The organism is Microbacterium sp. R86528 (assembly GCF_044596335.1).
Taxonomy (GTDB): Bacteria; Actinomycetota; Actinomycetes; order Actinomycetales; family Microbacteriaceae; genus Microbacterium; species Microbacterium marmarense.
Map to the genome: position 1 here is coordinate 1,378,309 of NZ_CP138996.1, position 22,498 is coordinate 1,400,806.

General features: G+C 64.2%; 12 protein-coding genes. 5 read left to right on the forward strand and 7 right to left on the reverse strand.

Going from position 1 to position 22,498, the window contains the following annotated elements; all coding sequences use genetic code 11:
• Positions 1 to 62 precede the first annotated feature (62 nt).
• Positions 63 to 1,034, forward strand: a complete 972-nt coding sequence (locus SJY18_RS06565) for an alpha/beta fold hydrolase (protein ID WP_396668793.1) — start codon at positions 63 to 65, stop codon at positions 1,032 to 1,034.
• Positions 1,035 to 1,224: 190 nt separating this feature from the next.
• Here SJY18_RS06565 and tsaE read toward each other — a convergent pair whose 3' ends face one another.
• The 6 genes from tsaE to coaA all read right to left on the reverse strand — a co-directional run bounded on the left by tsaE (position 1,225) and on the right by coaA (position 11,895).
• The gene (gene tsaE, locus SJY18_RS06570) at positions 1,225 to 1,728 is read right to left on the reverse strand and encodes a tRNA (adenosine(37)-N6)-threonylcarbamoyltransferase complex ATPase subunit type 1 TsaE (RefSeq protein WP_396668794.1); all 504 of its coding nucleotides are present in this window, start codon (positions 1,726 to 1,728) and stop codon (positions 1,225 to 1,227) included.
• 34 nt (positions 1,729 to 1,762) lie between these two features.
• Positions 1,763 to 2,887: an alanine racemase gene (alr, locus tag SJY18_RS06575; RefSeq protein WP_396668795.1), complete on the reverse strand. Its 1,125-nt coding sequence runs from the start codon at positions 2,885 to 2,887 to the stop codon at positions 1,763 to 1,765.
• Positions 2,884 to 3,249, reverse strand: a complete 366-nt coding sequence (locus SJY18_RS06580; protein WP_337338478.1) for a holo-ACP synthase — start codon at positions 3,247 to 3,249, stop codon at positions 2,884 to 2,886. Before SJY18_RS06580 ends, alr begins: the two co-directional genes overlap by 4 nt.
• 248 nt (positions 3,250 to 3,497) lie before the next feature.
• The gene (locus SJY18_RS06585; protein WP_396668796.1) at positions 3,498 to 8,825 is read right to left on the reverse strand and encodes a metallophosphoesterase; all 5,328 of its coding nucleotides are present in this window, start codon (positions 8,823 to 8,825) and stop codon (positions 3,498 to 3,500) included.
• A gap of 209 nt (positions 8,826 to 9,034) precedes the next feature.
• Entirely contained in the window at positions 9,035 to 10,888 is a 1,854-nt protein-coding gene (gene glmS, locus SJY18_RS06590; RefSeq protein WP_396668797.1) for a glutamine--fructose-6-phosphate transaminase (isomerizing), read from the reverse strand.
• 53 nt (positions 10,889 to 10,941) lie between these two features.
• Positions 10,942 to 11,895, reverse strand: a complete 954-nt coding sequence (coaA, locus tag SJY18_RS06595; RefSeq protein ID WP_337338475.1) for a type I pantothenate kinase — start codon at positions 11,893 to 11,895, stop codon at positions 10,942 to 10,944.
• Positions 11,896 to 11,935: 40 nt separating this feature from the next.
• Here coaA and SJY18_RS06600 point away from each other — a divergent pair, with 40 nt between their 5' ends.
• The 4 genes from SJY18_RS06600 to SJY18_RS06615 are packed head-to-tail and all read left to right on the forward strand — an operon-like array spanning position 11,936 to position 16,220.
• A complete protein-coding gene (locus SJY18_RS06600; protein ID WP_396668798.1) occupies positions 11,936 to 12,880 on the forward strand; it encodes a Ppx/GppA phosphatase family protein in 945 nt (314 codons plus the stop codon).
• Positions 12,881 to 12,928: 48 nt separating this feature from the next.
• On the forward strand, positions 12,929 to 14,239 hold the full coding sequence (locus SJY18_RS06605) for a right-handed parallel beta-helix repeat-containing protein (RefSeq protein ID WP_396668799.1): 1,311 nt from the start codon (positions 12,929 to 12,931) through the stop codon (positions 14,237 to 14,239).
• Positions 14,236 to 14,982 carry a hypothetical protein gene (locus SJY18_RS06610; RefSeq protein ID WP_396668800.1) on the forward strand — a complete coding sequence of 249 codons (747 nt, stop codon included), beginning with the start codon at positions 14,236 to 14,238 and terminating at the stop codon, positions 14,980 to 14,982. Before SJY18_RS06605 ends, SJY18_RS06610 begins: the two co-directional genes overlap by 4 nt.
• Entirely contained in the window at positions 14,979 to 16,220 is a 1,242-nt protein-coding gene (locus SJY18_RS06615; protein WP_396668801.1) for a Dyp-type peroxidase, read from the forward strand. Before SJY18_RS06610 ends, SJY18_RS06615 begins: the two co-directional genes overlap by 4 nt.
• A gap of 192 nt (positions 16,221 to 16,412) precedes the next feature.
• Here SJY18_RS06615 and SJY18_RS06620 read toward each other — a convergent pair whose 3' ends face one another.
• Positions 16,413 to 22,268, reverse strand: coding sequence for an SdrD B-like domain-containing protein (locus tag SJY18_RS06620; protein ID WP_396668802.1), 5,856 nt, complete (start codon positions 22,266 to 22,268; stop codon positions 16,413 to 16,415).
• Positions 22,269 to 22,498 lie beyond the last annotated feature (230 nt).

A 22,498-nucleotide genomic window follows, 5' to 3' on the forward strand; every position in this document is an offset into this window, starting at 1 on the left:
CCCAGGTTACTGGCGCTCTCGAGAAACTCGATCCGATCTGCCGTCGGCACCGAATAACACTCGTGAGCACCTCATCGACGCGCGCCCGTCGCGCAACGCACCTTCGGGCGTCAACGCCCTATCCCCTGCACACCGATGCCGCACAGCTGGGGCTGCGCCGTCTGGTCGTGCCGACGAGCGTGGGAAACATCGTGGTGCGCACCGGGCGCGAGACCGGCGTAGATTCAACGCCTGCAGCCGAAGCGGTGGCGGCCATCTTTCTGCACGGTGCGGCCGGTTCGTGGACCACCTGGACGCCGCTGCTGGCGGCATCCGATCGCGGCGAGAGCCCCCTCACCAACGCGATACTGATCGATCTGCCCGGGTGGGGCGAGAGCGGTGACGCTCGCAGAATCGCCGACGTCGAGCAGCTGTCTGATGCGATCGTCGAGGTCGCGGCTGCGCTCGGGTACTCGCAGTGGTCGCTCGTCGGTCATTCGCTCGGCGGCTTCATCGCGCTCGACATCGCGGCACGGTTCAGCGAGCAGACCCGCGAGGTGACACTGATCTCGGCCAGCGGTATCGGCGTGATTGACGCGATCCGTCACCCGGTTCGCGGCGGGCTCGCATTGCCGGGCTTCGCGGGAATGCTGGCCGTGATGCGCCTGCTGAGCGCCTGGGATGCCGCCGGTCGCGCCGTCGTGCGTGGCGTTGACCGCGCCGGGCTGATGCGGGCGTTCACCGCACCGCTGTTCGCCTCGAACGTTGACGACTCCGTGATTGCGGCGTTCCCCGAAGAGGTGCGCCCCGCATCGTTCGCTCACGCGGCGCGGATCGCTGCCGAATATGAAATGCGCACCTGGACGGCAATCGTCTGCCCGGTGCGATCGGTTCGCGGTTCACGTGATGTGTTCGCCGGCGAGCGCGATGCTGCGCAGCTCACCGAGCTGATCCGCGACTTTCACGAGGTGCGCGTGCCTGACGCCGGCCACTTCGCCAATATCGAGCGCCCCGACGCCGTGCTCGCATCGATGAGTCATCACAACAGTCGATAAAACTCAAAAAAAATCCTATTTGTCCCCAGAATGGGGGACAGACACGGCCCACATGGCTCGCTAGAATTGACCGAAGTGACTCGTCAACCCCCATGCGACGATGTCATTGCGCCCCGCACTTTCTTGCGCGGGGACCGCGTGCCCCTCAGCTCCCCAGTCTGAGGGGCACGCCGAGTTTCGGGCTGGTGCGCTAGGGTCGCCGGCTGATCGTGGCGATTCGCGGGCTGTCTGCGTCGAGCGCTTCGGTGGCGCGCGAGTACGTGCCGCATGCGGTGTCGACACCGCGCCCGTGCCATTCGCGGTCAAGTTCGATCTCCCACCACTCGTCGCGAAGGCCCTCGACCATTCCTCTGCCCCACTCGACGATCACCACCGACTTGTCAAAGTCGATGTCGAGGTCGTCCATCTCAGCACCCGAGCCCAGCCGATAGGCGTCGACGTGCACGAGGGGGGCTCCCCCGACGAGCGAGGGATGGGTGCGTGCGATCACGAATGTCGGCGACTGCACCGGCCCGCGCACTCCAAGACCGGCACCGATGCCGCGGGTGAGCGTGGTCTTGCCTGCGCCGAGAGGACCGGTGAGCACCACCAGTTCGCCGGGGCGCAGCATCCGCCCGATCTCTTCGCCCAGCGCTTCCATATCGCCCGGCGAGACGATCTCGCGCGTGCCGACAAGCGGGTCAAGTCCTGCCATGCTCATGCCCTTTTCAACGAATGGATGCTGCCACTCACGTCGACACCTGCTTGCGCGCGACGCGGGGGCCGATGCGGGTGACGATGTCGTAGTTGATGGTCGACGCTGCGCGCGCCCAGTCATCGGCGGCGGGTGCGCCCAGCGTCGGGTCGCCGAACAGCGTGACTTCGTCGCCCACCGCAACGGCGTGATCTCCCACATCGACGATGAACTGGTCCATCGCGATCCGCCCCGCTACGGTGAACCGCTGGCCGCCGATGGTGACGGTGCCGGCGCCCGACGCCTGGCGCGGCACACCATCGGCGTAGCCGAGGGGCACGAGCGCGAGTGTGGTGTCTGCCGCGGTGCGGTAGTCGAAGCCATACGACACTCCGGCTCCCGCCGAGACGCGCCGCGTTGCCGCCACGGCTGCGCGCAGCGTCATGGCGGGTCGAAGCCCGAGGTCAGCCGAACTGCGGTCGTCGAACGGCGAAAGACCATAGATGCCCACGCCGACGCGCACGCAGCCGAGGCGCGCTTCTGGCAGGTCGATGGCCGCTGCGGTGGCGGCAATGTGTAGCAGGTGCGGGTTCACACCGACCAGCGCGGCCGCGGCCACACCTTCGTGAAAGCGCGCGAGCTGCGCTCGGTCTTCGTCGGGCGAGGCATTCGAGAGGTGGCTGAACAGTCCGACGACGTTCAGACGCCCGAGGCGCTGCAGCCGCGCGGCCTCGGCGAACACCACCCGGTACTCGTCGGGCGCGATGCCGTTGCGCGAAAGTCCGGTGTCGAGCTTCAGGTGCACGGCGACTGCTCGACCCGCGGTCGATGCTTCAGCCGCCTGCAGCAGCTGTTCGAAGCTCGATACGCCGATCTCGATGTTGACCGACGCTGCTTCGACAAACGAGGTTCCCGGCGCGTGCAGCCACGCCATGATCGGCGCGTCGATGCCGGCACGGCGCAGCGCGAGGGCCTCGGCGATGTCGGCTACTCCCAGTCGAGAGGCACCTCCGGCGAGCGCTGCGACAGCCGCGCGCACGGCACCGTGGCCGTAGCCATCGGCTTTGACGACGGCGATGAGTTCAGATTCGGTAAGTCGGCGCAGGTGTCGCACGTTGTCTTCGATCGCATCGACGTCGATGATCGCTTCGCGCATCACGCCAGCAGGCAGTCGGCTCATGCAGTGCTCTCCGCACTCTCGGCAATCACGTAGGCGGTCGCGAAACCGCCGTCGTGAGACATCGACAGGTGGATGCTGCTGATCCCCCGCTCCACCACCACATCAGCGGTCGAGCCGCTGAGGGTGAACCACGGGCGCCCCGACTCTTCGGGAGTCACTTCGATCTCGCTCCAGTAGACACCGTCTGAACCGCCGAGCGCTTTGATGAGGGCCTCTTTGGCGGCGTAGCGTCCGGCGAGCGAGCGGTGCTTGAGCACGCGTTCCGCTGGCGAGAAGAGGCGTTCGAGCAGGCGTGGAGTGCGCTCAATCGTCTGCTCGAAGCGCGCGATGTCGACGAGGTCGACGCCGATTCCGACGATCACCCTGTGCTCCTCTCGCGCCGCGGTCGCGGCACGAGCCAGACTATCGCGGCGTCCGGCGCGCGGCGCCCGCGCGAGCTACCCGCAGCGCGCGGCGCCTGCGCGAGCTACCCGCAGCGCGCGGCACTCGCGGCACCGCAGCACCCTTCCCATCGAACCGGCCAGCTGCGACCTCAACTCACACCCGCGGCTCAACCAGGTGTCACGAACTGCCGCCGCGCGAGCGCGCGAGCGGCAGTTCGTGACAGCACTCAGCCTCCGTGCGCTACGCGCCGCCGCCGAACCAGCAGCAGCATGACTCCCAACGCCAGCATCAGGCTTGCCGCAGCGGCAGCGCCTGACATCCAGGCTGTGGTTGCGCCGGTTGCGGGCAGCGCCCCGGCGTCGGCGTCATCTGCGTCGTTTGCAGCCGGGCTGCCGACCCCGCTCGAGGGAATCTCGGTGACGGGCGCCTCGGTGGTCGCAGCTTCAATCTGCACCGACGCCCATCCCAGAACTCCTTCTTCGGTTTGCACGACGAGCGTGTGAACGCCGGGCTCGACCGTCGAGGGAACGACGCCCCAAATTCTGCCGTCGTCCGCAACCTGCGTCCACCCACCGAGCGCAGTCGGCGTCGAGTGCAGCCAAAGCTGCGCCCAGGCCCCTGCGTTGCTGTCGTTCGTCTGCACGGTGAACGCTTCGCCGACCCGCAGTAACGTCGTCGAGATCGCTCCCTCAAGTGCGGGGTCGAGCTCATCGAGCGGCACGGGCAGCGAAGGCGTCGCGGGGCCGCCGTTGCCGGCACCACCATCACCCGAGCCGTCGCCTGATCCGTTGTCTTCCCCCGAATCGCCCTCGCCATCACCATCGCCGTCGCCGTCGCCGGGATCAACCGTGCTGGCTTCTTCGACGGTGAGCACGCGAACCTCTGAGTCGGCGGTCGCGCCGTACGGGTCAAACGAGGTCACGTACCAGCCGTGCACACCGAGCCCGGGTTGCCATTGGGCACTCACTTCAGTGCCGCTTTCGACGTTTTCGACAGTCGAAATGGCTGCAGATGCCAGCACCTCAGCACTGAATGCGTCAGTGGCCAACACCTTTTGCTGAGGCACGATCCCGAGTGCCTCATACGAGATGGTGAAGTCCTGGTGCTGCAGCTCCAGCGAAGGGTCGTCTGAGTTGTAGTCGTCGTACGACGGTGTGTAGGTGCGAGAGATGATCTGCTCGCCCACGTTGTCGAAGTGCATCAGTCTCAGGTAGCCCTGGCCGCCCTCGGGCAAGCCCTGGTAGTCGAACAGAATCTGATACACCTGGCGGTCGTCGGTGCCATCGCCGTCGTCATCAAAAGCGTCGATGCGAGTGAAGGCATCGTGATAGTGGCCAGAGAACACGGTTCGCACGTTGGCATTGGCCGCGACGACCTCGTCATAGATCTGTTGCGGAATCGGTCCGAGCCCGCCGGTGGTCAACATGTACTCGTGCAGGTTGATCATGGCGATTCGTTCGGGGTACTGCGCGAGAATCTCGTTCATCCACGCGATCTCGGCGTCACCTGGTCCCCAGCCCACGTAGAGCATCAAGAAGTCGATGCCTCCGACGGTCATCAGATCGTAGTGACCACGGTTGTTCTCATAGCTGCCGCCAAACCACGGGTTGCTGGCGAAGCGTTCGTCACCGAAGAAAGTGCCGTAGTTGGTGTAGTCGATCTCCTTGTGTCCCACGTCGTGGTTTCCGGCGAGCACGCCGTAGGGCAGTTCTGCCGCGTCGAGCTTGTCGTACTCGGGCACGGCATAGTCCCACTGCCACAGCTGGTCATAGTCATCCACGATGTCGCCGGTGTGAAACAGGTACTGCAGGTTCAAGTCGGTGCGCTCTTGCAACAGGTAGTCGTGAATTGCGGTTTGGTGCTGGTGAAACTCTTCGTTGTAGTACTGCGTGTCTGATTCCCACGCGAGCGTGAAGTCATACTCCGACCGCGGGGTGTCTTCAACGTTGTTGGGCTCGATGACCGACTCCCGGCTCGAGAGATCGGTGCCAGCGAAGCCTTCGGAGTGCTGCACCAGCGCCGTCACGGCGCCGTCGATGACATAGTCTGCCGAGTCGACCAGCGCGTTCAGCGTGAACGACGTCTCGGCGCCGTCGGTCGTCAGCGCTCGATCAAGCTCATGCCAGTCACCATCGGTGCCAAGGCCGTAGAGCAGCACCTTCGCCTCGGAGTTGGCCGAACCATCCCAGCGCAGCCGAACCCGTGAGTCCGTGCCAGCCTCAGCTGGCACGGTCACCTCGAACATTTGATACGGGAACGCGGTGTCACTCGCTTCGCTCAGCGATACCTCGTCGATTCGGCCGATCTGCTCGATCTCCGCAGCGGTCAGCGCTCGCCCTTCGGCTCGTTCAAGAGTGTCGGCAGTGGTCACGGTGCCCGTGGTCACGTCGATTTGCTCTCCCAGTGAGAGGCGGTACGCCTCGGCGAAGGTCACGGTGAGCGCATCGCCGGTCGGGTCAGTTGCTCGCGCGGTCAGGGTGATGTCTTCGCCCTCGGTCGCGATCGCGCCGTCTTCGGGCGAGATCAACTCGTTGCCGGGCTCTTCTACCGGAGTGGTGAATGCGACTGACAACTCAGTCGTGTTGCCCACAGCATCCTTCGCTGAGAACACAACGGTGTGATCGCCATCGCTCAGCGTGATTGACGAGGTGGCGAATGGCAATTCGATTGCCTTGCCGTCGAGGCTCGCCGTCATCGATTCGAGGCCTGAGCCTTCATCTGTCGCGGTCGCGTCGATCACGAACTCGCCTTGGTAGCGGGTTCCCTCGACAAGGTCGGTCACGATCGACGGTTCAGTGTTGTCAACGAGAACGGATGCTGCCGCCACAAGCCCTTCAGTGCTGGCCTGTACAACGTGGGTGCCGTCGGCTGCAGCCGCGGTGTCCCAGCTGTAGCCTGCTGCGGTGTTCGCATCGGCAGGAATGGTGAACTCGGCGTCGTAGAAGTCGAGTTTTCCGGTGCTGTCGCCCATCGCGAGAATCGCGGTGGCGTCCTCGTACCCTGCGGGATACAGCGCCCGCCCGTCGGGCAGAATCAACCGCAGATTGCGAATGGTGAAATCGTCGTTGTTCTCGTCGAGGTTGATCTCTGGGGCAGCTTTGGTGCCTGCCCACACGCTGAGGGTGACTTGATCTGTTCCTGCCAAGTACGACAGCGGCACGGGAGTCGAGATCGTCTCCCAGCCCGAATAGATTCCGTCGTCGAATATGCGCAGCACGTCGTCTCCGATACGCACGCCATTGCGGAAGAACGTATCGACACCGCTCGCTTCGAACGCGAAGACGGGCTCAGTTTCGAGCTGGTCGACGCTCTCGACCGCGACATCATCGACGCGCAGTTCGACATTCGATGGATGCTGATCTGTGCCAGCAACCACGTCGACCACTCCGTTGACCCACGCGCCATCTTCGAGGTTGAGGCGCAACGCCGCGGTGTCTGCGCCGATCACGGTGGCGCGTTGCACGTCGGTGACGACCTCATTGGATCCGTCGCGCACAGTGACGTAGTACTCGAACCACTTCTTGCCGGTGAGGTCGACGGCGTTGATTGCGTGGCTGTAGTGGTCACCGTCGGCCAGCAGCTCGACGTCTGTATAGCGCTCTTCGAGGTTGTTGCGCACCGACAGAATGAACGTTTTCACCTGCACGTCGTCACTCGCGGTGAAGGCCATGGCGAAGTCTTCGCCGGGCGTGATCTCGGTTTCTGTGGCATCGACGATCGCCGGCAGCACAGCGTCTGGTGCAACGATCATCAACCCTGCCTCGACCTGCTCAGGGTAGATCGATCCCGGTGTTGCGACCGCAGTGCCGAGCTTGGTCTGAAGCGTGGTGTCGGCGGCGTTCACTGCGTATTGCACGGGCATGTCGGGCGTAGTGTCGTCGACACCACCGAGGTTGTAGTAGGCGCGGTTCACGCTGAACCCCGTGTTGGTGACGATCTCAATGCCGCGAGCAGCGGTGTTCGCCATTCCTGCGGATTCGATTTCGAACAGCGTGCTGTCGGCGACGAGGTTGCTCGAGAAGTGGGCGTTGAAGTCGTCTGCGGTGAGCGCGTCGTTCGCGCCGTTCTTCACCCAGAAGACGATTGCTTTGCCGGGCTCGATGATGGCATTCCGATTCGTGGCCGGCCAGAGTGCGGTCGCAGAGTTTGTCAGGTCAGCCAACGGGTAGAGGTACTTCAGCGTGTAGTCGCGAAAGTCGATCGGCGCGCTTGTCGAGTTGTACACCTCAATGAATTCGTAGGCGTCTGAGCCAGAGACGTTTGCGGTGTCAGGTGCGATCTCAGTCACCTGTAGCGGCGAGGTCACCAGGTCGGGATCGGGCGTGGCGACGAACGGCTGCGCGACAAACGCTTCAGCGCTCACTGTTCCCGGCGTTGGGTCGGCAAGTGCGCGCAGCACAGCCATGGTCACGTCGGCCGTGCGCGTGGGCAACCGGTAGTCGACACCAAGCCCGTTGCCCACCTCAGAGCCGGCGTAGTGCGCGACCGACACAACGGTGTCGCCAGATTCGATGCGCAGCCCACGGTCGGCGGTGTTCGCGAAACCTGCTTGACCGGTGATCGGAATGATCGTGTAGTCGTCAGCGGTGGCGTAAAACGCCCGAAAGTCTGCGTCGCTGAGGCCATCGGTGTTGGGCGAGTACTGCGACCACAGCACGGCCGTACCACCGGCGGGCACGGTGCTGTCAGCCGGGTAGTCGAGTGCTTTTTCGCCAGAGAGGTAGTCGTAGATGAAAGTGACGTCTGATTCAGCCAGATCAATGTCGCGATCGGTGGTGTTTACGATCTCGACGTATTCGTATGCGTCAGCGCCCACGTTGTTCGGCGCGAACTCTGTGATCAGTAGTTCTCTTGCATCGAGTGGAAGCGTTTCGCCGGGCGCTTCTGGCTCTGCGACCACCAGGGTGTTCTCCGCCAGAACGCCGGGGGTTGGGGCGGTCGTCGCTTCGAGCATGTCCATGCTCGTGCTCGATGTGGTCACCCGAAAGCTGGCACCGAGGTCGGTTGACACCGATCCCGCCGGGTAGATCGAGCGGCTGATCTCGGCGCTTTCGTCGCTGACGCGAATTCCGCGATCTCCGCTGTTCGCCATGCCCCCTTGGCCTTCGACACGCACGACGTCGTAGTCGAAATCAGGCTGCGTGGCTTCGAAGTGTTCGCGAAACTCTTCCGCTGAACGAGCGAAGCTGTCGACCGTTGATGTGGTGTAGTTCAGCCAGAACACGACCGTCTCGTGGGCATCGATCACGGTGCCCGCGGGAACGCTGAGCGCAACGTCGCGGTCTCGGTCATCGGTGTCGCCGTAGACGTATGCGAATGTGATGCCCGCGGTGTCGAGAGCAATCGCATCATCGGTGGTGTTGTGCACTTCGAAATACTCAAAGTCGTCGTATCCGACGTTGTCGGGAACGATTTCTGTTACGAGCAGAGCCGGCGCCTCAGCGATTTCAGCAGCGGTGGCCGTGGTCGGCGCGAGTAGCCCGACTCCTAGCGCGAGTACTGCAGACGCAGCAACGAGAACGGACGGGCGAAGGCGAGCAGGCGCGACAATCATCAAGAACTTTCAGGTCGTGGGGGAACAGCCTGAAGTTAGAGCCTTTGAATGCCGCAAGGCTTCGTGTCAGTGAACGAATGCTGAACGCCACCTGACCGATTGCGCTTCCGCCGCGCCGCGCTCCCACAGTGCCGCGCTCGCGGCGCCTGCGCGCTACGTGCCCGGCGTCGTGCTCCCGCGCCCGCGCGCCCGCGCGCCCGCGGCGCTCGCTACTCGACGGTGACAGACTTCGCGAGGTTGCGCGGCTGGTCGACGTCGAGCCCCTTCGCCGTCGCGAGACCCATTGCAAAGATGTGCAGGGGCACGACCGCCAGCAGAGGCTCATACAACCGACCGGCCAGCGGAATGCGCAGCACCTCGTCGGCGTAGGGAAGCACCGCGGCGTCTCCCTCTTCGGCAACGACGATCACCCGCGCGCCGCGCGCACGAATCTCTTGAATGCTCGAGACGACCTTCTTGTGCATCTCAGCTGACTCGCGCGGCGACGGCACGATGACGAACACCGGCTGGCCGGGCTCGATGAGCGCGATCGGTCCGTGCTTGAGCTCACCCGCAGCAAAGCCCTCGGCGTGAATGTACGAGATCTCTTTCAGCTTCAGTGCACCCTCGAGTGCAATCGGGTAGCCGACGTGACGCCCCAGGAACAGCACCGAACGCGTGTCAGCCATCCACCCGGCGAACTGTTCGATGTGAGCCTGCTCGCGTTCGAGAATCTGCGAGATCTTCGCGGGGATCGCTTCGAGCTCGCGCAGTGCGTCGGCAATCGCCAGCTTCGACTGCGAACCGCGCACCTGCGATACGTGAAGCGCGAGCAGATACAGCGCCGTGATCTGGGCGACGAACGCCTTCGTTGAAGCGACAGCGACCTCGGGGCCTGCGTGGGTGTAGACGATCGCATCTGACTCGCGCGGAATCGTGGCGCCCTGCGTGTTGCAGATCGACACGGTCTTCGCGCCGCCCTCGCGGGCGAACTTGACCGCCATGAGCGTGTCCATCGTCTCGCCCGACTGGCTGATCGACACGACGAGCGTGCTCGGTCCGATCACGGGGTCGCGGTAGCGAAACTCGTGCGCGAGTTCGACCTCGACCGGAATGCGAGTCCACTGCTCGAACGCATATTTCGCCGTCATGCCGGCGTATGAGGCGGTGCCACAGGCAACGATGATCACGCGGTTGATGCCGGCGAACAGATCGTCGAGTCCTTCGAGCTCGGGAATCGTGACGACACCGTCGTGCGAGCGACCGCGCAGCGTGTTGGCCACAGCTTCGGGCTCTTCTGACACCTCTTTGGCCATGAACGATGACCATCCGCCTTTGTCGGCGGCGCCAGCATCCCACAGCACTTCAAACGGTTCGACCTCGACCGGGTTTCCGTTGAAATCGGTGACCGAAACGCTCGTCGGGGTGATCGCGACGATCTGGTCTTGCCCGATCGCCAGCGCGTTGCGGGTGTGCTCGACGAAGGCTGCGACGTCTGAGGCCAAGAAGTTCTCGCCCTCACCGAGGCCGATCACCAGGGGCGAGTTGCGGCGAGCGCCGACAACGAGTCCGGGCTGGCTCTTGTGCATCGCGAGCAGGGTGAAGGCGCCTTCGAGGCGTGCTGCCACCGCGCGAAAAGCCGCCACCAGGTCGTTGCCGCTGTTGCGGTACTCACGGCCCAGCAGCACGGCGGCTGCTTCGGTGTCGGTCTCGCTGCGAAAGGTGTAGCCCTCAGACACGAGCTCGGCTTTGATCTCAGCGAAGTTCTCGATGATGCCGTTGTGGATGACCGCGAGCTCATCGTCGTCGGCAAGGTGCGGGTGCGCGTTCTCGTCGGTGGGACTGCCGTGCGTCGCCCAGCGCGTGTGGCCGATTCCGGTCGTGCCATCGGCGAGCGGGTGGGCGGCGAGGTCGTCACGCAGCACGGCGAGCTTGCCCGAGCGCTTGCGCATTCCCAGGTCACCTTCGCCGTCGATGACCGCTACGCCAGCGGAGTCATATCCGCGGTACTCGAGTCGCGACAGTCCCGCAATAAGAATGGGCTGGCTCTGGCGCGGGCCCACGTATCCGACGATTCCACACATGCACCCAATGGTAGGCGCGAGGGTATGCGAGGGGTCTGAACGAATGGATGCTGCTAAACCTTGCGCAGCAGCACGCGCTCCACCGCGTGGTTTTGCCCCTTCTGCAAGACCAGCGTGGCGCGGTGTTTGGTGGGGGCGACGTTTTCGACCAGGTTCGGCAGGTTGATGTCGTTCCAGAACCCCATTGCCATCTCGAGCGCCTCTTCGTCGCTCAGCTCGGCGAATACGTTGAAGAACGAGTTCGGGTTGCTGAATGCGCCGCGGCGCAACGCCAAGAAGCGGTCGGCGAACCATCCGGCGACGTTGTCGGTGTCAGCATCCACATAGATCGAAAAGTCGAACAGGTCGCTCACGGCAACCTCGTTCGGAGACGGCGGCGGCTGCAGCACGTTCAACCCCTCGACAATCACCACGTCGGGGCGACGCATCGTGACGCGCGCTTCGGGAACGATGTCGTAGCGCATATGCGAGTAGAACGGCGCGTGCACCTCGGGGTCGCCGCTCTTCACGCGCGTGAGAAAATCCACCAGCGCGCGGCGATCGTATGACTCAGGAAAGCCCTTGCGGTCCATGATGCCGCGGCGCTCGAGTTCGGCGTTCGGGTACAAGAAGCCGTCGGTCGTGACGAGTTCGACCCTGGGTGTTCCCGGCCAGCGGCTCATCAGTTCGCGCAGCAGACGGGCGATCGTCGACTTGCCGACAGCGACCGATCCGGCCACACCCACCACGAAAGGAGTGGTCGAATCGGGCTCGCTCAGAAACGCACTGGTTTCGGCGCCCAGGCGCTTGGTCGTCTCGGCATAGAGCGACAGCAGGCGCGACAGCGGCAGATACACTTCGCTGACCTCGGCCATGTCGAGGCGGTCACCGATGCCTCGAATCTGCACGACCTCGGTTTCGGCGAGGGGCTGCGAAAGCCCGCCGGCCAGGCGCGCCCACTCACCGCGGTCGATCTCGCGATAGAGAGAGTGCGCGGCAGAGGTGGTGGATGCTGCGTCAATGGACATCCCGCTCATCGTATAACCCCCCACGCGCTACCCTGAAGCCGTGCGCTTGGGAGTTCTCGACATCGGTTCGAATACCGTCCACCTGCTCGTCGCCGATGTGAGGCCCGGGGGGCGCCCATTGGCGACCACGAGCCAGCGCACCGTGTTGCGGCTGATGCGCTACCTCGAAGCGGATGGCTCGATCAGCGAAGAGGGTGTTCAGGCTCTGGTCGCCGCCGTCGGCCAAGCGCGCGAGACCGCTGCCGTCGAGAGGGTCGACGAGCTGCTCGCGACGGCGACTTCGGCTGTGCGTGATGCGACGAACGGTGCGGCGGTGATCGCGCGCATTGAAGAGGCGCTCGGTCAGCAGCTGCAGGTGCTCGGCGGCGAGACCGAGGCGCGCTATACCTTCTTGGCGGTACGCCGCTGGTTCGGTTGGGCCGCGGGCCAGATTCTGCTGTTCGACATCGGCGGCGGTTCGCTCGAACTGGCCGGCGGCGGCGATGAGCTGCCCGACCTCGCCGAGTCGGTGCCGCTGGGCGCCGGGCGCACGACCGTGCAGTTTCTGCCGAACGATCCCCCGAGCGACGATCAGATCGACGCACTGCGGCAGCACGCGGCATCCACTCTTGCGCCGGTGGCCGAGCGCTTCGCGTCGCTCCCCCGCCCCGACCACGTGGTCGGCACGAGCAAGGCGATCCGCTCGCTGGCGAAACTGGCTGGCTACCCGATGCCCGGATGGTCGGGTATCGACCGCATGGTGTTGCCCCGCCAGGCGCTCAAAGCATGGATTCCCCGCCTCGCCCGCATTCCCGCCGAAGCGCGACAAGAGCTGCCGGGCATCACTCCCGACCGCACGTTCCAGATCGTTGCGGCTGCCGTTGTGGTGCACCAGGCGATGAAGGCGATGGACATCGACGAGCTCGAGGTGTGCCCGTGGGCGCTGCGTGAAGGAGTGCTGCTGCGCTACATCGAGTCGCTGTCGTGGAACGCCGTGGGCGCCTAGCGCCTAGCGCCAAGTGCCGCGCCACACTCACCCGATAGACTTGCCCCCATGCGGGTACGACGCCGATTGGCCTCTCTGGCGCTCGTGGTCACCGCGTTTCTGACGGTCACCGCGGGCTGCGCTGCGACGCCCGCACCCGAGACCCCCACCGCTCTCGACCTGGTGCAGGTGCCCGGTGACGCTGAAACGCTCGCCGAAGCGTCTGAGCTCGTCGCCGAGGGCGGAACCATCGAAATCGGCGCAGGTGTCTGGACCGAGCAACTTCTCGTCTCAACCCCAGACGTCACCGTTCGCGGAGCCGACCGCAACGCGACGATCATCGACGGTGAAGGGCTACGCCCCTATGGCGTGGTCGGCATCGCCGACGGCGTGCGCATCGAGAACCTCACCGTCACGGGCGCCACCTTCTACGGCGTGCTCGTCACCGGACTGCACGACGAAGCAGGCCCTGCCGCCCACGGCGCCGGCGCCTACGAGCCGTTTGACCCCGATGCCTTTCCGCCCCTGCAGCGATTTGCTATCCAGGGCGTCACCGCACACAACAACGGCCTCTATGGCATCTATGCCTTCAATGCACAGCACGGTGTGATCAGTGATTCATACGCTTCGGGTTCGGCCGACAGCGGTTTCTATGTCGGCCAGTGCGAAACCTGCAACATTCTCGTCGAGGGCAATGTGGCCGAGCGCAACGCGGTGGGCTTCGAGAACGCCAACGCTTCGGGACTCACGGTCGTCGGCAACCGCTTCTCAGGCAACCGTGTCGGCATGACGTTCCTGTCGAACTACGTTGAGGCGTTCAGCCCACAACGCGACAACGAAGTGGCAGGCAACCTGGTCAGCGACAACGTCTCGGCCGACTCCCCCTCGCAAGCCGACGGCGGTTTTGGCATCGGCATCGGCGTCTCGGGCGGCGTTGACGACCTCTTCATCAACAACCGCGTCACCGGCAACCCGCGCGCGGGGCTGTTGATCTCGAATACCGAAGACCTCGCCACGATCGGTTTGACCCTGCAACTGACGCAGTTTGCGAACAACGGCGTCGACGTCGCAAATGTCTCTGCCGAACGTGCACCTGCCACCGGCACGTGCATCGATGAGACGTTCACCGCGTTGCCCGCAGCGTTGCTCGAGGCAGCGACTGCGTGCAGCGAAGGTGATGACCCGGCAGCCACCACCGCCGACCTCCCGCAGGTCGAAGCGCCGCAGGGGGTCAGCTTCTTGAAGGTCGCGGCCCCCGTAGACCAGCCACAGTTCTCTTCAGCGGCGGGGATGCTGCCCGACGAGATCGTGATGCCAGACATCACCACCTACCCCGTTCCCAGCGCCGATCTGTTCGCCGATCGGATCGGAACCCGATGAGCATCCGACGTCGAATTCTCGCCGCGGCGCTTACGGCATCGCTATGCATGTCGCTTGCGGCATGCACCGCCTCGGGCGAGGGCAACGCGCCTACGGCGACCGCGATCGGTGTCACCACCGAGCAGGCGCAGATTCTCGCGATCACCCGCTTTCGCAACTACGACGACACCAGTCGTCCGTTTCAGACCTCCGTCGAAGAGTCAGGTCAGCAGCTCGCAATCACCGGCTGGGTCGACTGGGTCTCGGGTGAGGGCTACGCGGCAGTGGCGAGCGACAGCGGTGAATCCGGTGTGGTCGTTTGGAACCACGAGACCACCGCCGCAACCGGCGCTGATCTGGCCGCCGGCGAGTTCCCGCCGTTGCCGGCGCCGACGCTTGCCGAGGCAGAAGCCGACCTGTCGTGGGGTGCGCGCCCCGTCGACATCTCAACGAGCGCTCTCGACGCCGTGCTCGCAACGACGCTCGCCCTGGGCAGCGATCGCCCCGACAACCCGCTGCTCGTGCAGCAGTCGGGAGCACTCTGGTTGCGCAACGATGCCGTCGACGGCATCGAGGTGTCGGTGTTCGTGGCTCCCCCCAGCGATGACGCGGTATCTGAGTTGCCGAGCGCTGATGAGTCGGGTTTGCGCCTGTGGGTTGATGAAGAAGGCACGATGTGGCGCGCCGAGGTGCGCGTGGGCGCGTCGTGGAGCACGGTCGACTTTGACGCGCCTGACGGCACCCGCCTCGGAGTCGCCGAATGACCGGCGACACCTCGGGCACCGCACAGCCCGACGAGCCAGAACAGAGCACCGGCATCTCGCGCCGCGCCGCGCTGTTCGGCGGCATTGCCAGCATCGGCGTGGGCGCGGCAGCGGGCGTCGCCGCAACGCGAGCCCTCGCTGACTCGACAACACCTGCTCCGGTCGCGACCGCAACTGCGGCGCCCGAGGGCCAACCCGTAGATGCTGCCGGCCCAGAACAAGCAGGCGTTACCCGACCTGCGGTGCGCCAGGCTCACGCGCTGATTGCCGTCGGCTTTCTTGACGTGATTGACGCCGCGGCAGACGACGCCGCAGCCCACGAGGCGATCGGCGCAGCACTGGCGAACGCTGGGTTGCGCATTCTCACACTCTGCACCCCTCCGGGCGATGACACGGTGACGCCCGACGGCCCCGGCGACCTGACGATCACGATCGGTCTCGGCGCTCGACCACTTGAGCTCAGCGACGACCCGTCAACGGCTGAGCTCGTTGCCATCCCGATGTTCTCTGGCGATGATGCCCTGCCCGAGGCCGCGCTCAGCGGTGACGTGTTCATCAGTGTGAACGCGACCGACCCGGGCGTGCTCGACGCGTCACTTCGCGCGATGACCGAAGCGCTCGGCGGCGTCACGCTCGCCTGGTCGCAACTGAGCTTCCGCGGCTACGCCGCCGCGGGCGACGGCGTGAGCCGCAACCCGTTCGGCTACTTTGACGGCATCACCGTGCCGCGAACCCCAGAAGACCTCGCGTCTGATGTGTGGATCTCGTCTGGCCCGCTCGCCGGTGGCACTATCTGTGTTGCCCGACATTTTGAGCTCGATACCGCAGCGTTCGCTGCCCTCGGGCTGAGCGAGCAAGACGCTGTGATGGGCCGCGAGCGCGCTACGGGGGTGCCGCTGTCGGGCGGCGAGCGTGACGACGACATCAACCTGCTGTCGAAGTCACCCGAGGGCGACTTTCTCGTGCCCGCACGCGCACACGCCCGCGCCGCGCACCCTTCGTTCACCGGCAGCCTGCTGATGCTGCGCCGCAGCTACAACTACGTCAACTCCGCCGATGACGTCGGCCACGTGTTCTTGAGCTACTCGATCAACACCGACGCGTTCGCCAAAACAATGGTGCGCATGGAAGAGATCGACGACCTCTTCGTCTATATGCACGCCACCGCGGGCGGCGCCTTCGCGATCCTCCCGGGCTACGACGCGAGAACCCCGCTCGGCGCGACTCTCTTCTCCTAGCCAACGAGGCGCCGCCGCCCCGCGAGCCCCGCCCTTGCGCAGCATCCACCCACTCATGTGGGCCAAGCTGCGCGAACTCGCCGAGCATTCGCGCACTTTCCCAGACACGAACCACGCCGCACCAACAGCAAACCGGGCCCGTGCATGATGCACGGGCCCGGTTTTGCGTCACGGCCTCTCGGCTGTCACCGGCTAGGCGGTGTGGGTGCGGCGGCGAAGCAGCAGCATCCATCCACCGACGAGGAACAGCAGGATCGACAGCGCCAGCGCGATCGGGCCCCACGCTGCGAACGTTGAACCTGTCAGCGGCAGTTCGCCGATCGTCGGGGTGTCGGGCGTTTCTGCGACGTCGAGCACGATCACTCCGGCATCCCACGTCGGGTCGATACCCTCGGTGGCCATCACGGTACCTGCTGCGTAATCGAGCGTCAGCGAGGTGTTGCCCTCACCGAGCACGATCGTGGCAGTCAGCCCCGAAGAGATATCAGCATCGGAGTCCGTTGCCGATCCGGTGCCCTGCGTGGTGAACGCGTAGATCTTCTGCTGAGCATCGGTCAGCGTGAACTTCACCGTGTACTCACCAGCCATCAGGTTGTCGAACATGTACAACCCGTTGTCATCGGTCGTGGTGGTTGCCACTACCGTGCCCTCGGAGTTGTACAACGTCACGCCCACCCCATCAAGGGTGTGCTCGTTGCTGTCTTGTTCGCCATCCTTATCGGCATCGATCCATACGATGTCACCGATCGCGTAGGTACGGGGCATGAAACCGAAATCGAGCGTGCCATCGTGGTCGCCGTTGTCGGTGAGGTCGCCCGAAGCTGCCGTCCAGTCACTCGAGTCCGTGGCCGAATCGCCAGCACCAGCCGGTGCCGGGCGAAGCTCGGTCAACGCCTCGATGGTGGATGCGTCTTCCTGATCGATCGTGACTGTGTATGACTCACCCTCAGGCAGCGCCGGCAGGTTCACGAACTCATAGAAACCGTTCTCGTCGGTGAACACCGGCGCAACCTCGTTGCCGTCGATATCGACAACAGGGTTGCCGTCAGGACCGGTCAGCACCAGCTTCACACCCTCAATGGGGGTTTCGAGTGGGCTGCTTCCCTGCACGCCGTCGCGGTCAGCATCCAGCCACACGTAGTCACCTACTGAGACCTTCTTGCGAATCACACCGGCATCCCACGTCGGGTCAACACCCTCGGTAGCGACGAATTCCTGGTCACCGTACTGCGGGTCGAGTGCGTCCGAACCCTCACCCAGGGTGATGGTCGACGAGCGTCCTTCTGCGTCAGCGTTCGAGTCGCCTTCCACGCCACCGACTGCTGCTTCACGTTCAGTGAACGTGTAGAGCGCCTTCTGGTCGTCGGTCAGCGTGAACTCGACGCGGTACTCGCCCGGAGCCAGCTCGTCGAACAGGTACAGACCGTTCTCGTCAGTCACAACCGGGTCCACACCCTCGACAGGCATGCCGATCGCATCAAGCAACGTCACCGTCACACCCGCAAGAGGCAGCTCACCATCGCTCTGCGCACCATCACGGTTCTCATCAATCCACACCACATCACCGATCGCATAGGTGCGAGGCATGAAACCGAAATCGAGCGTGCTGTCACGATCACCGTTGTTGACCAGATCGCCCGAGTCTTCGGTCCACGTGCTCGAATCAAGCGCCGAATCGTCACCAGCACCAGCCGGTACGGGGCGAAGCTCAGTCAATGCCTCGATCGTGGATGCGTCGTCCTGATCGATCGTGACCGTGTATGACTCGCCCTCAGGCAATGCCGGCAGGTTCACGAACTCATAGAAACCGTTCTCGTCAGTGAACACCGGCGCAACCTCGTTGCCGTCGATGTCGACGACAGGGTTGCCGTCAGGACCGGTCAGCACGAGCTTGACGCCCTCGATCGGGGTCTCCGCGTCGCTGGTTCCCTGCACGCCGTCGCCGTCAGCGTCGAGCCACACGTAGTCGCCGACCGAGACCTTCTTGCGCACCACACCCGCATCCCACGTCGGGTCGATACCCTCGGTGGCGATGAGATCAGCATCGACATACGCAGCACTGGCAACCAGCTGCTCGTTGTCGTCACCGAGCGTGAACAACGTGCTGAAGCCAAAGTCGGCACCCGCCGTGTCATTCGCGTTCGAGTCTGCGGCTACGTCATCGCCCGCCACATCAGTGGTGAACGTATAGATCGCAGCCTGATCACTCGTCAGCACGAACTCCACCCGGTAACTACCCGGCGCCAGCGCGTCGAACAGATACAGACCGTTCTCGTCGGTGGTCGTCGTGGCAAGCACCTCAGTGCCTACGCCATACAGGTTGACCGTGACACCTTCGAGCACCAGCTCATCAGCATCCTGCACACCATCACGGTTCTCATCAATCCACACGTAATCACCCACGGCATACGTCTTCGAGAACAACCCCGCATCCCACGTCGGGTCAATACCCTCAGTGGCAAGAACGTCACCGAACTCGTACGACGCGGCAGGCACCAGGGTGCTGTCGGGGCCCAGCGTGAACGGCGCGGTGCGGCCGGTGCTCACCACAGGGTCGCTGTTGTCGCTGTCGGCAACGCCGTCGGCGTCTTGAGTGGTGAAGCGGTAGGTCTGCTCTTGCTGTTCAGTCAGCGTGAACTGCACCTGGTACTCGCCCGCTTCAAGCTCGTCGAAGAGGTAGCGACCGTCGTCGTCGGTGACCGCGATCAGCGGTTCGCCGTCGGCGCCGAGCACGGGCTCGCCTTCGCCGTCAAGCAGTGCAACCGACACGCCGGCAACCGGCGCTTCGCTCTCGCCCTGTGACCCATCGCGGTCGTTGTCGAGCCATACGACGTCACCGACGGCGTAGGTGCGGGTGATCACACCGGCATCCCACGTCGGGTCGATTCCAGCCGTCGCGTTCACAGTTGCGGTGGTGTAGTCGTCCGACGCCACGAGCTGCTCGTTGTCAGCGTCGAGCGTGAAGACGTCACTGCGGCCGACGAAGCGGCTGGCTTCGGTGGGCGTCGCGTCGGAGTTCTCGGCGATGCCGTCCGCGGCAGGCTGCGTGAAGATGTAGCTCTGCGACTGCTCTTCGGTCAGCGCGAACTCCACCTGGTAGTCGCCGGCCATGAGGTCGTCGAACAGGTAGAAACCGTCGGCGTCGGTCGTGGTGACAACGGGTTCGTCATCGGCATCGAGCACGGGGTTGCCCTCGCCATCGAGCAGGCGAACGGCAACGCCGGCAAGCGGCGCCTCGCCGTCATCCTGCAGACCGTCGCGATCTTCGTCAATCCACACATAGTCACCCACGGCGTACGTGGTGATCGTGTTGGTAACCGTGATGTCGAGACCATCGACGCCCGCCGCGGGCAGGGTGGGGCTCACCGCGAAGTCGAACTCGGCACCGTTGGTCTCGGTGACCTTCGTGATGGTTCCGAATGCCGGAATGTTGAATTCATCCGAGCCATCGGCGGCAAGGTCGAACACATACGGGCTGTCTGGCAGTGCGTCGCCGCGGAAGTCCTCGACGGTCACTGAGATCTCGAATGTCTGACCGGATGCTGCCGCAGCGCTGTCTTCCGAAAGCTCCTTGGCGACACCGATCGTCACGTCAGAGACGAATCCGGCGTCGATCGTGTGATCGTTCATGCCTGCACCCAGCACGCTGACCGGCGCTTCACCGGTCGTGGTGTCGGCGTTCGAGTCGTTCAACGTCGTGGCGACGTCGGTGCTCTGATCGGTGAACGTCAGGTCGCTCCAGGTCAGCCCGGTGATCGCGTCGATCTCGGGCACGTCGCCCCAGACGAAGTCCACGTCAGCATCAGCGTCCAATTGACCGAACACGACCACGAGGTCTGCTGCCGGGTCGGTGAAGCGGTCTGCCCACAGTGCGCTGTTGAAGTAGTACTCGCCGAACTCATCGGTCGTTGTGCTCGAGAGCGCGTCGCCGGTCGGGTTGCCGTTGGCGTCTGCGAGGTAGAGCGATACCGGAGCGCCGGCGATCGAGGGCTCGTCAGCGTCTTGGCGGCCGTTCTGGTCGGCGTCAAACCACACACGGTCGCCGATTTCAGCGGGCGGCGGCAGCAGAGCGATGGCGAGTCCACCAAGACCGCCACCCTTCTGGAATGTGCTCGATGTCCGCGTTGAGGCGGTGTCTTCGGTGTGCTCGTATCCGCGGTCGGCGCTGCCGTCAATCGCATCGAACCACGTGACGCCGGCCAGGCGGATGCCGTCCAGCGGGTCATACATCGTCGATTGCACCTCAGCAACACCTGGGTAGGTAACGACAGCGCCGAGAGCAGCGTCCTTGTGGATCGAAGAGGCTGCACCGAGGTTTTGGCCGTCGTTGAAGAACTCGCGGGTGTCGTCACCTGACGGCCCTTCGGTGTTCGAGTCAGGCGTGACGGATTCGCGGTCGCCCACGAATCCGTCATCCTCGAGCGTGAAGGTTCCGTCGTCTTCTGGTGCTGCGATCAACAAGTCACCGCTCGCCAACGTCTCGAAGTACTGGCCGGTAACGCCATCGATGGCCGGATAGTTGCGGTTGCCACTTTGGATCGCAGTACGGTCCGTGAAACCGAGCGAGAGATAGCCTTCAGTGTCGAATGCCAGCCCGGTCAGAACAGCCTGCGGGTAGAGCTGCACGTTGCCCCAGTTGCTCGTGAGCCCTACTGAAGCGTCAGCGGTCGGGTTCGTCGTTCCGTCCCATGTCCACTGGTCTGTCCAGGTGTTCCACCGCATGATCTGCGGCTCGGTGGTCGGCCAACTGCCGCCGCCTCCCCAGCCCGTTGCCACGTTGCCCTTGGTGTACCCAAGGTCAGCGGTCAGCACGTTGCTCCACGTGGCGGTTCCGGCGACGACGTCTTCAAATGGCGCTTTCACGACATACGCGTTGAGCTCGGCTTCGGCTGCAGACTGACCGAGCGCGTCGCCGGTGGTGTCGACGTACCCCACATAGATGTCGCCACGATAGGACGAAATCGCCCAGGGACGCTGGTCGTCGTCAAGAACGGACGAGAAGTCCACAGCAACTGCCGAAGTCGGAGTCGACCCGTCGGTGATATCCAAGACATAGAGGTCGCGATCGTAAAGGTTGACGATCACGAGGCTGTTGTTGTCAGGGGCGACGGTGATGCCACCAATGCCCACCTTTCCAGCGTTTGCGAACGCGTCGACGTCTGCGCTGGGCAGATTCGATTCCCCTAGGCCACGATCGCTGTCGCTCGACACGGCACCTACGTCAATGCCGAGGTCGGCAAGCTCGAGCCAGTTTTCCACCGTGGTGGCGCCGGTCATCTCGCCCGATTCGGTGAGGATGTTCGTCATCTTGTAGATGCCGTCAATACCCAGCGGTCCGAGACCTGCCTGGCGCTTGTATGTCGCTGAGGCATACAGTTCGTTCGCGGTCTGGTCAAAGGCCAAGCCCCACACTGATCCCACTTGCCCGATGGTGGCGACCGTCGTGCGGTCGGGGTAGCTCGGAGCGTTGTTGTTGGCCGCCCCCCAGGGCAAGCCGACGATCGCCGCGTCGCCTGAGGTCTGGCCGCTGGAAAGGCCCGCGGTCTGAATCGCGGTGAATGTGGGGGCGTTCGCCTGTGCGAAGTCGTCGGGGTGGTTGATCATCAGGTCGACGTCTTCGGCGCCGGCCACTGTCATCTGCACCGTGGTGCCGTTGTCGTCACCAGCGAACGATGCAGCGTAGCCCTCGGGCAGCTCGGTGAACTCAACCCGCACGGCGGTGCCGTCGGCGACCGCTGAGGTGTCGAGCGTGTATTCACCAGCATCATCAGTGATGACGGTGTCACCGAGCTGGGTGCCATAAACGTCGTAAGCGACGACGCTGACGCCTGCGATGCCGACGTCAGTCTGTTCGCCGTCTTCGGGAGCGCCAATGTCGCGCACGCCGTTTCCGTTGAAGTCGCGATATGCGACACCGCTGATGGCGCCGGTCGCTGCGAGCGCGGGCGCAGCAGATGCCACGACGCCGGTAAGCGCGAGCGCGGCAGCCGCGCTCGTGGCGACGACCTTGCGTATCGCTGAAGTCTGTTGCTCGCGTTGATTGCTCACGCAAATCCCCTTAGTTCACTCTGAATAGAAACGGATCGCTCGTGTTCGGGCACGAGCGATCCTGTTGTGAACGCGGTCGCCTGCTGCATGCTGCATGACTGACCCGCCCCCGCCCCGGTGGCCTGGAACTGCCACCAGAGCAGAATACTTGCCAAATTGCTCAGAATGCAAACCAAAATACCGAGCGAAACACTGTATTGTTCGCCTGCACCCCATCTTTACTGAGCATT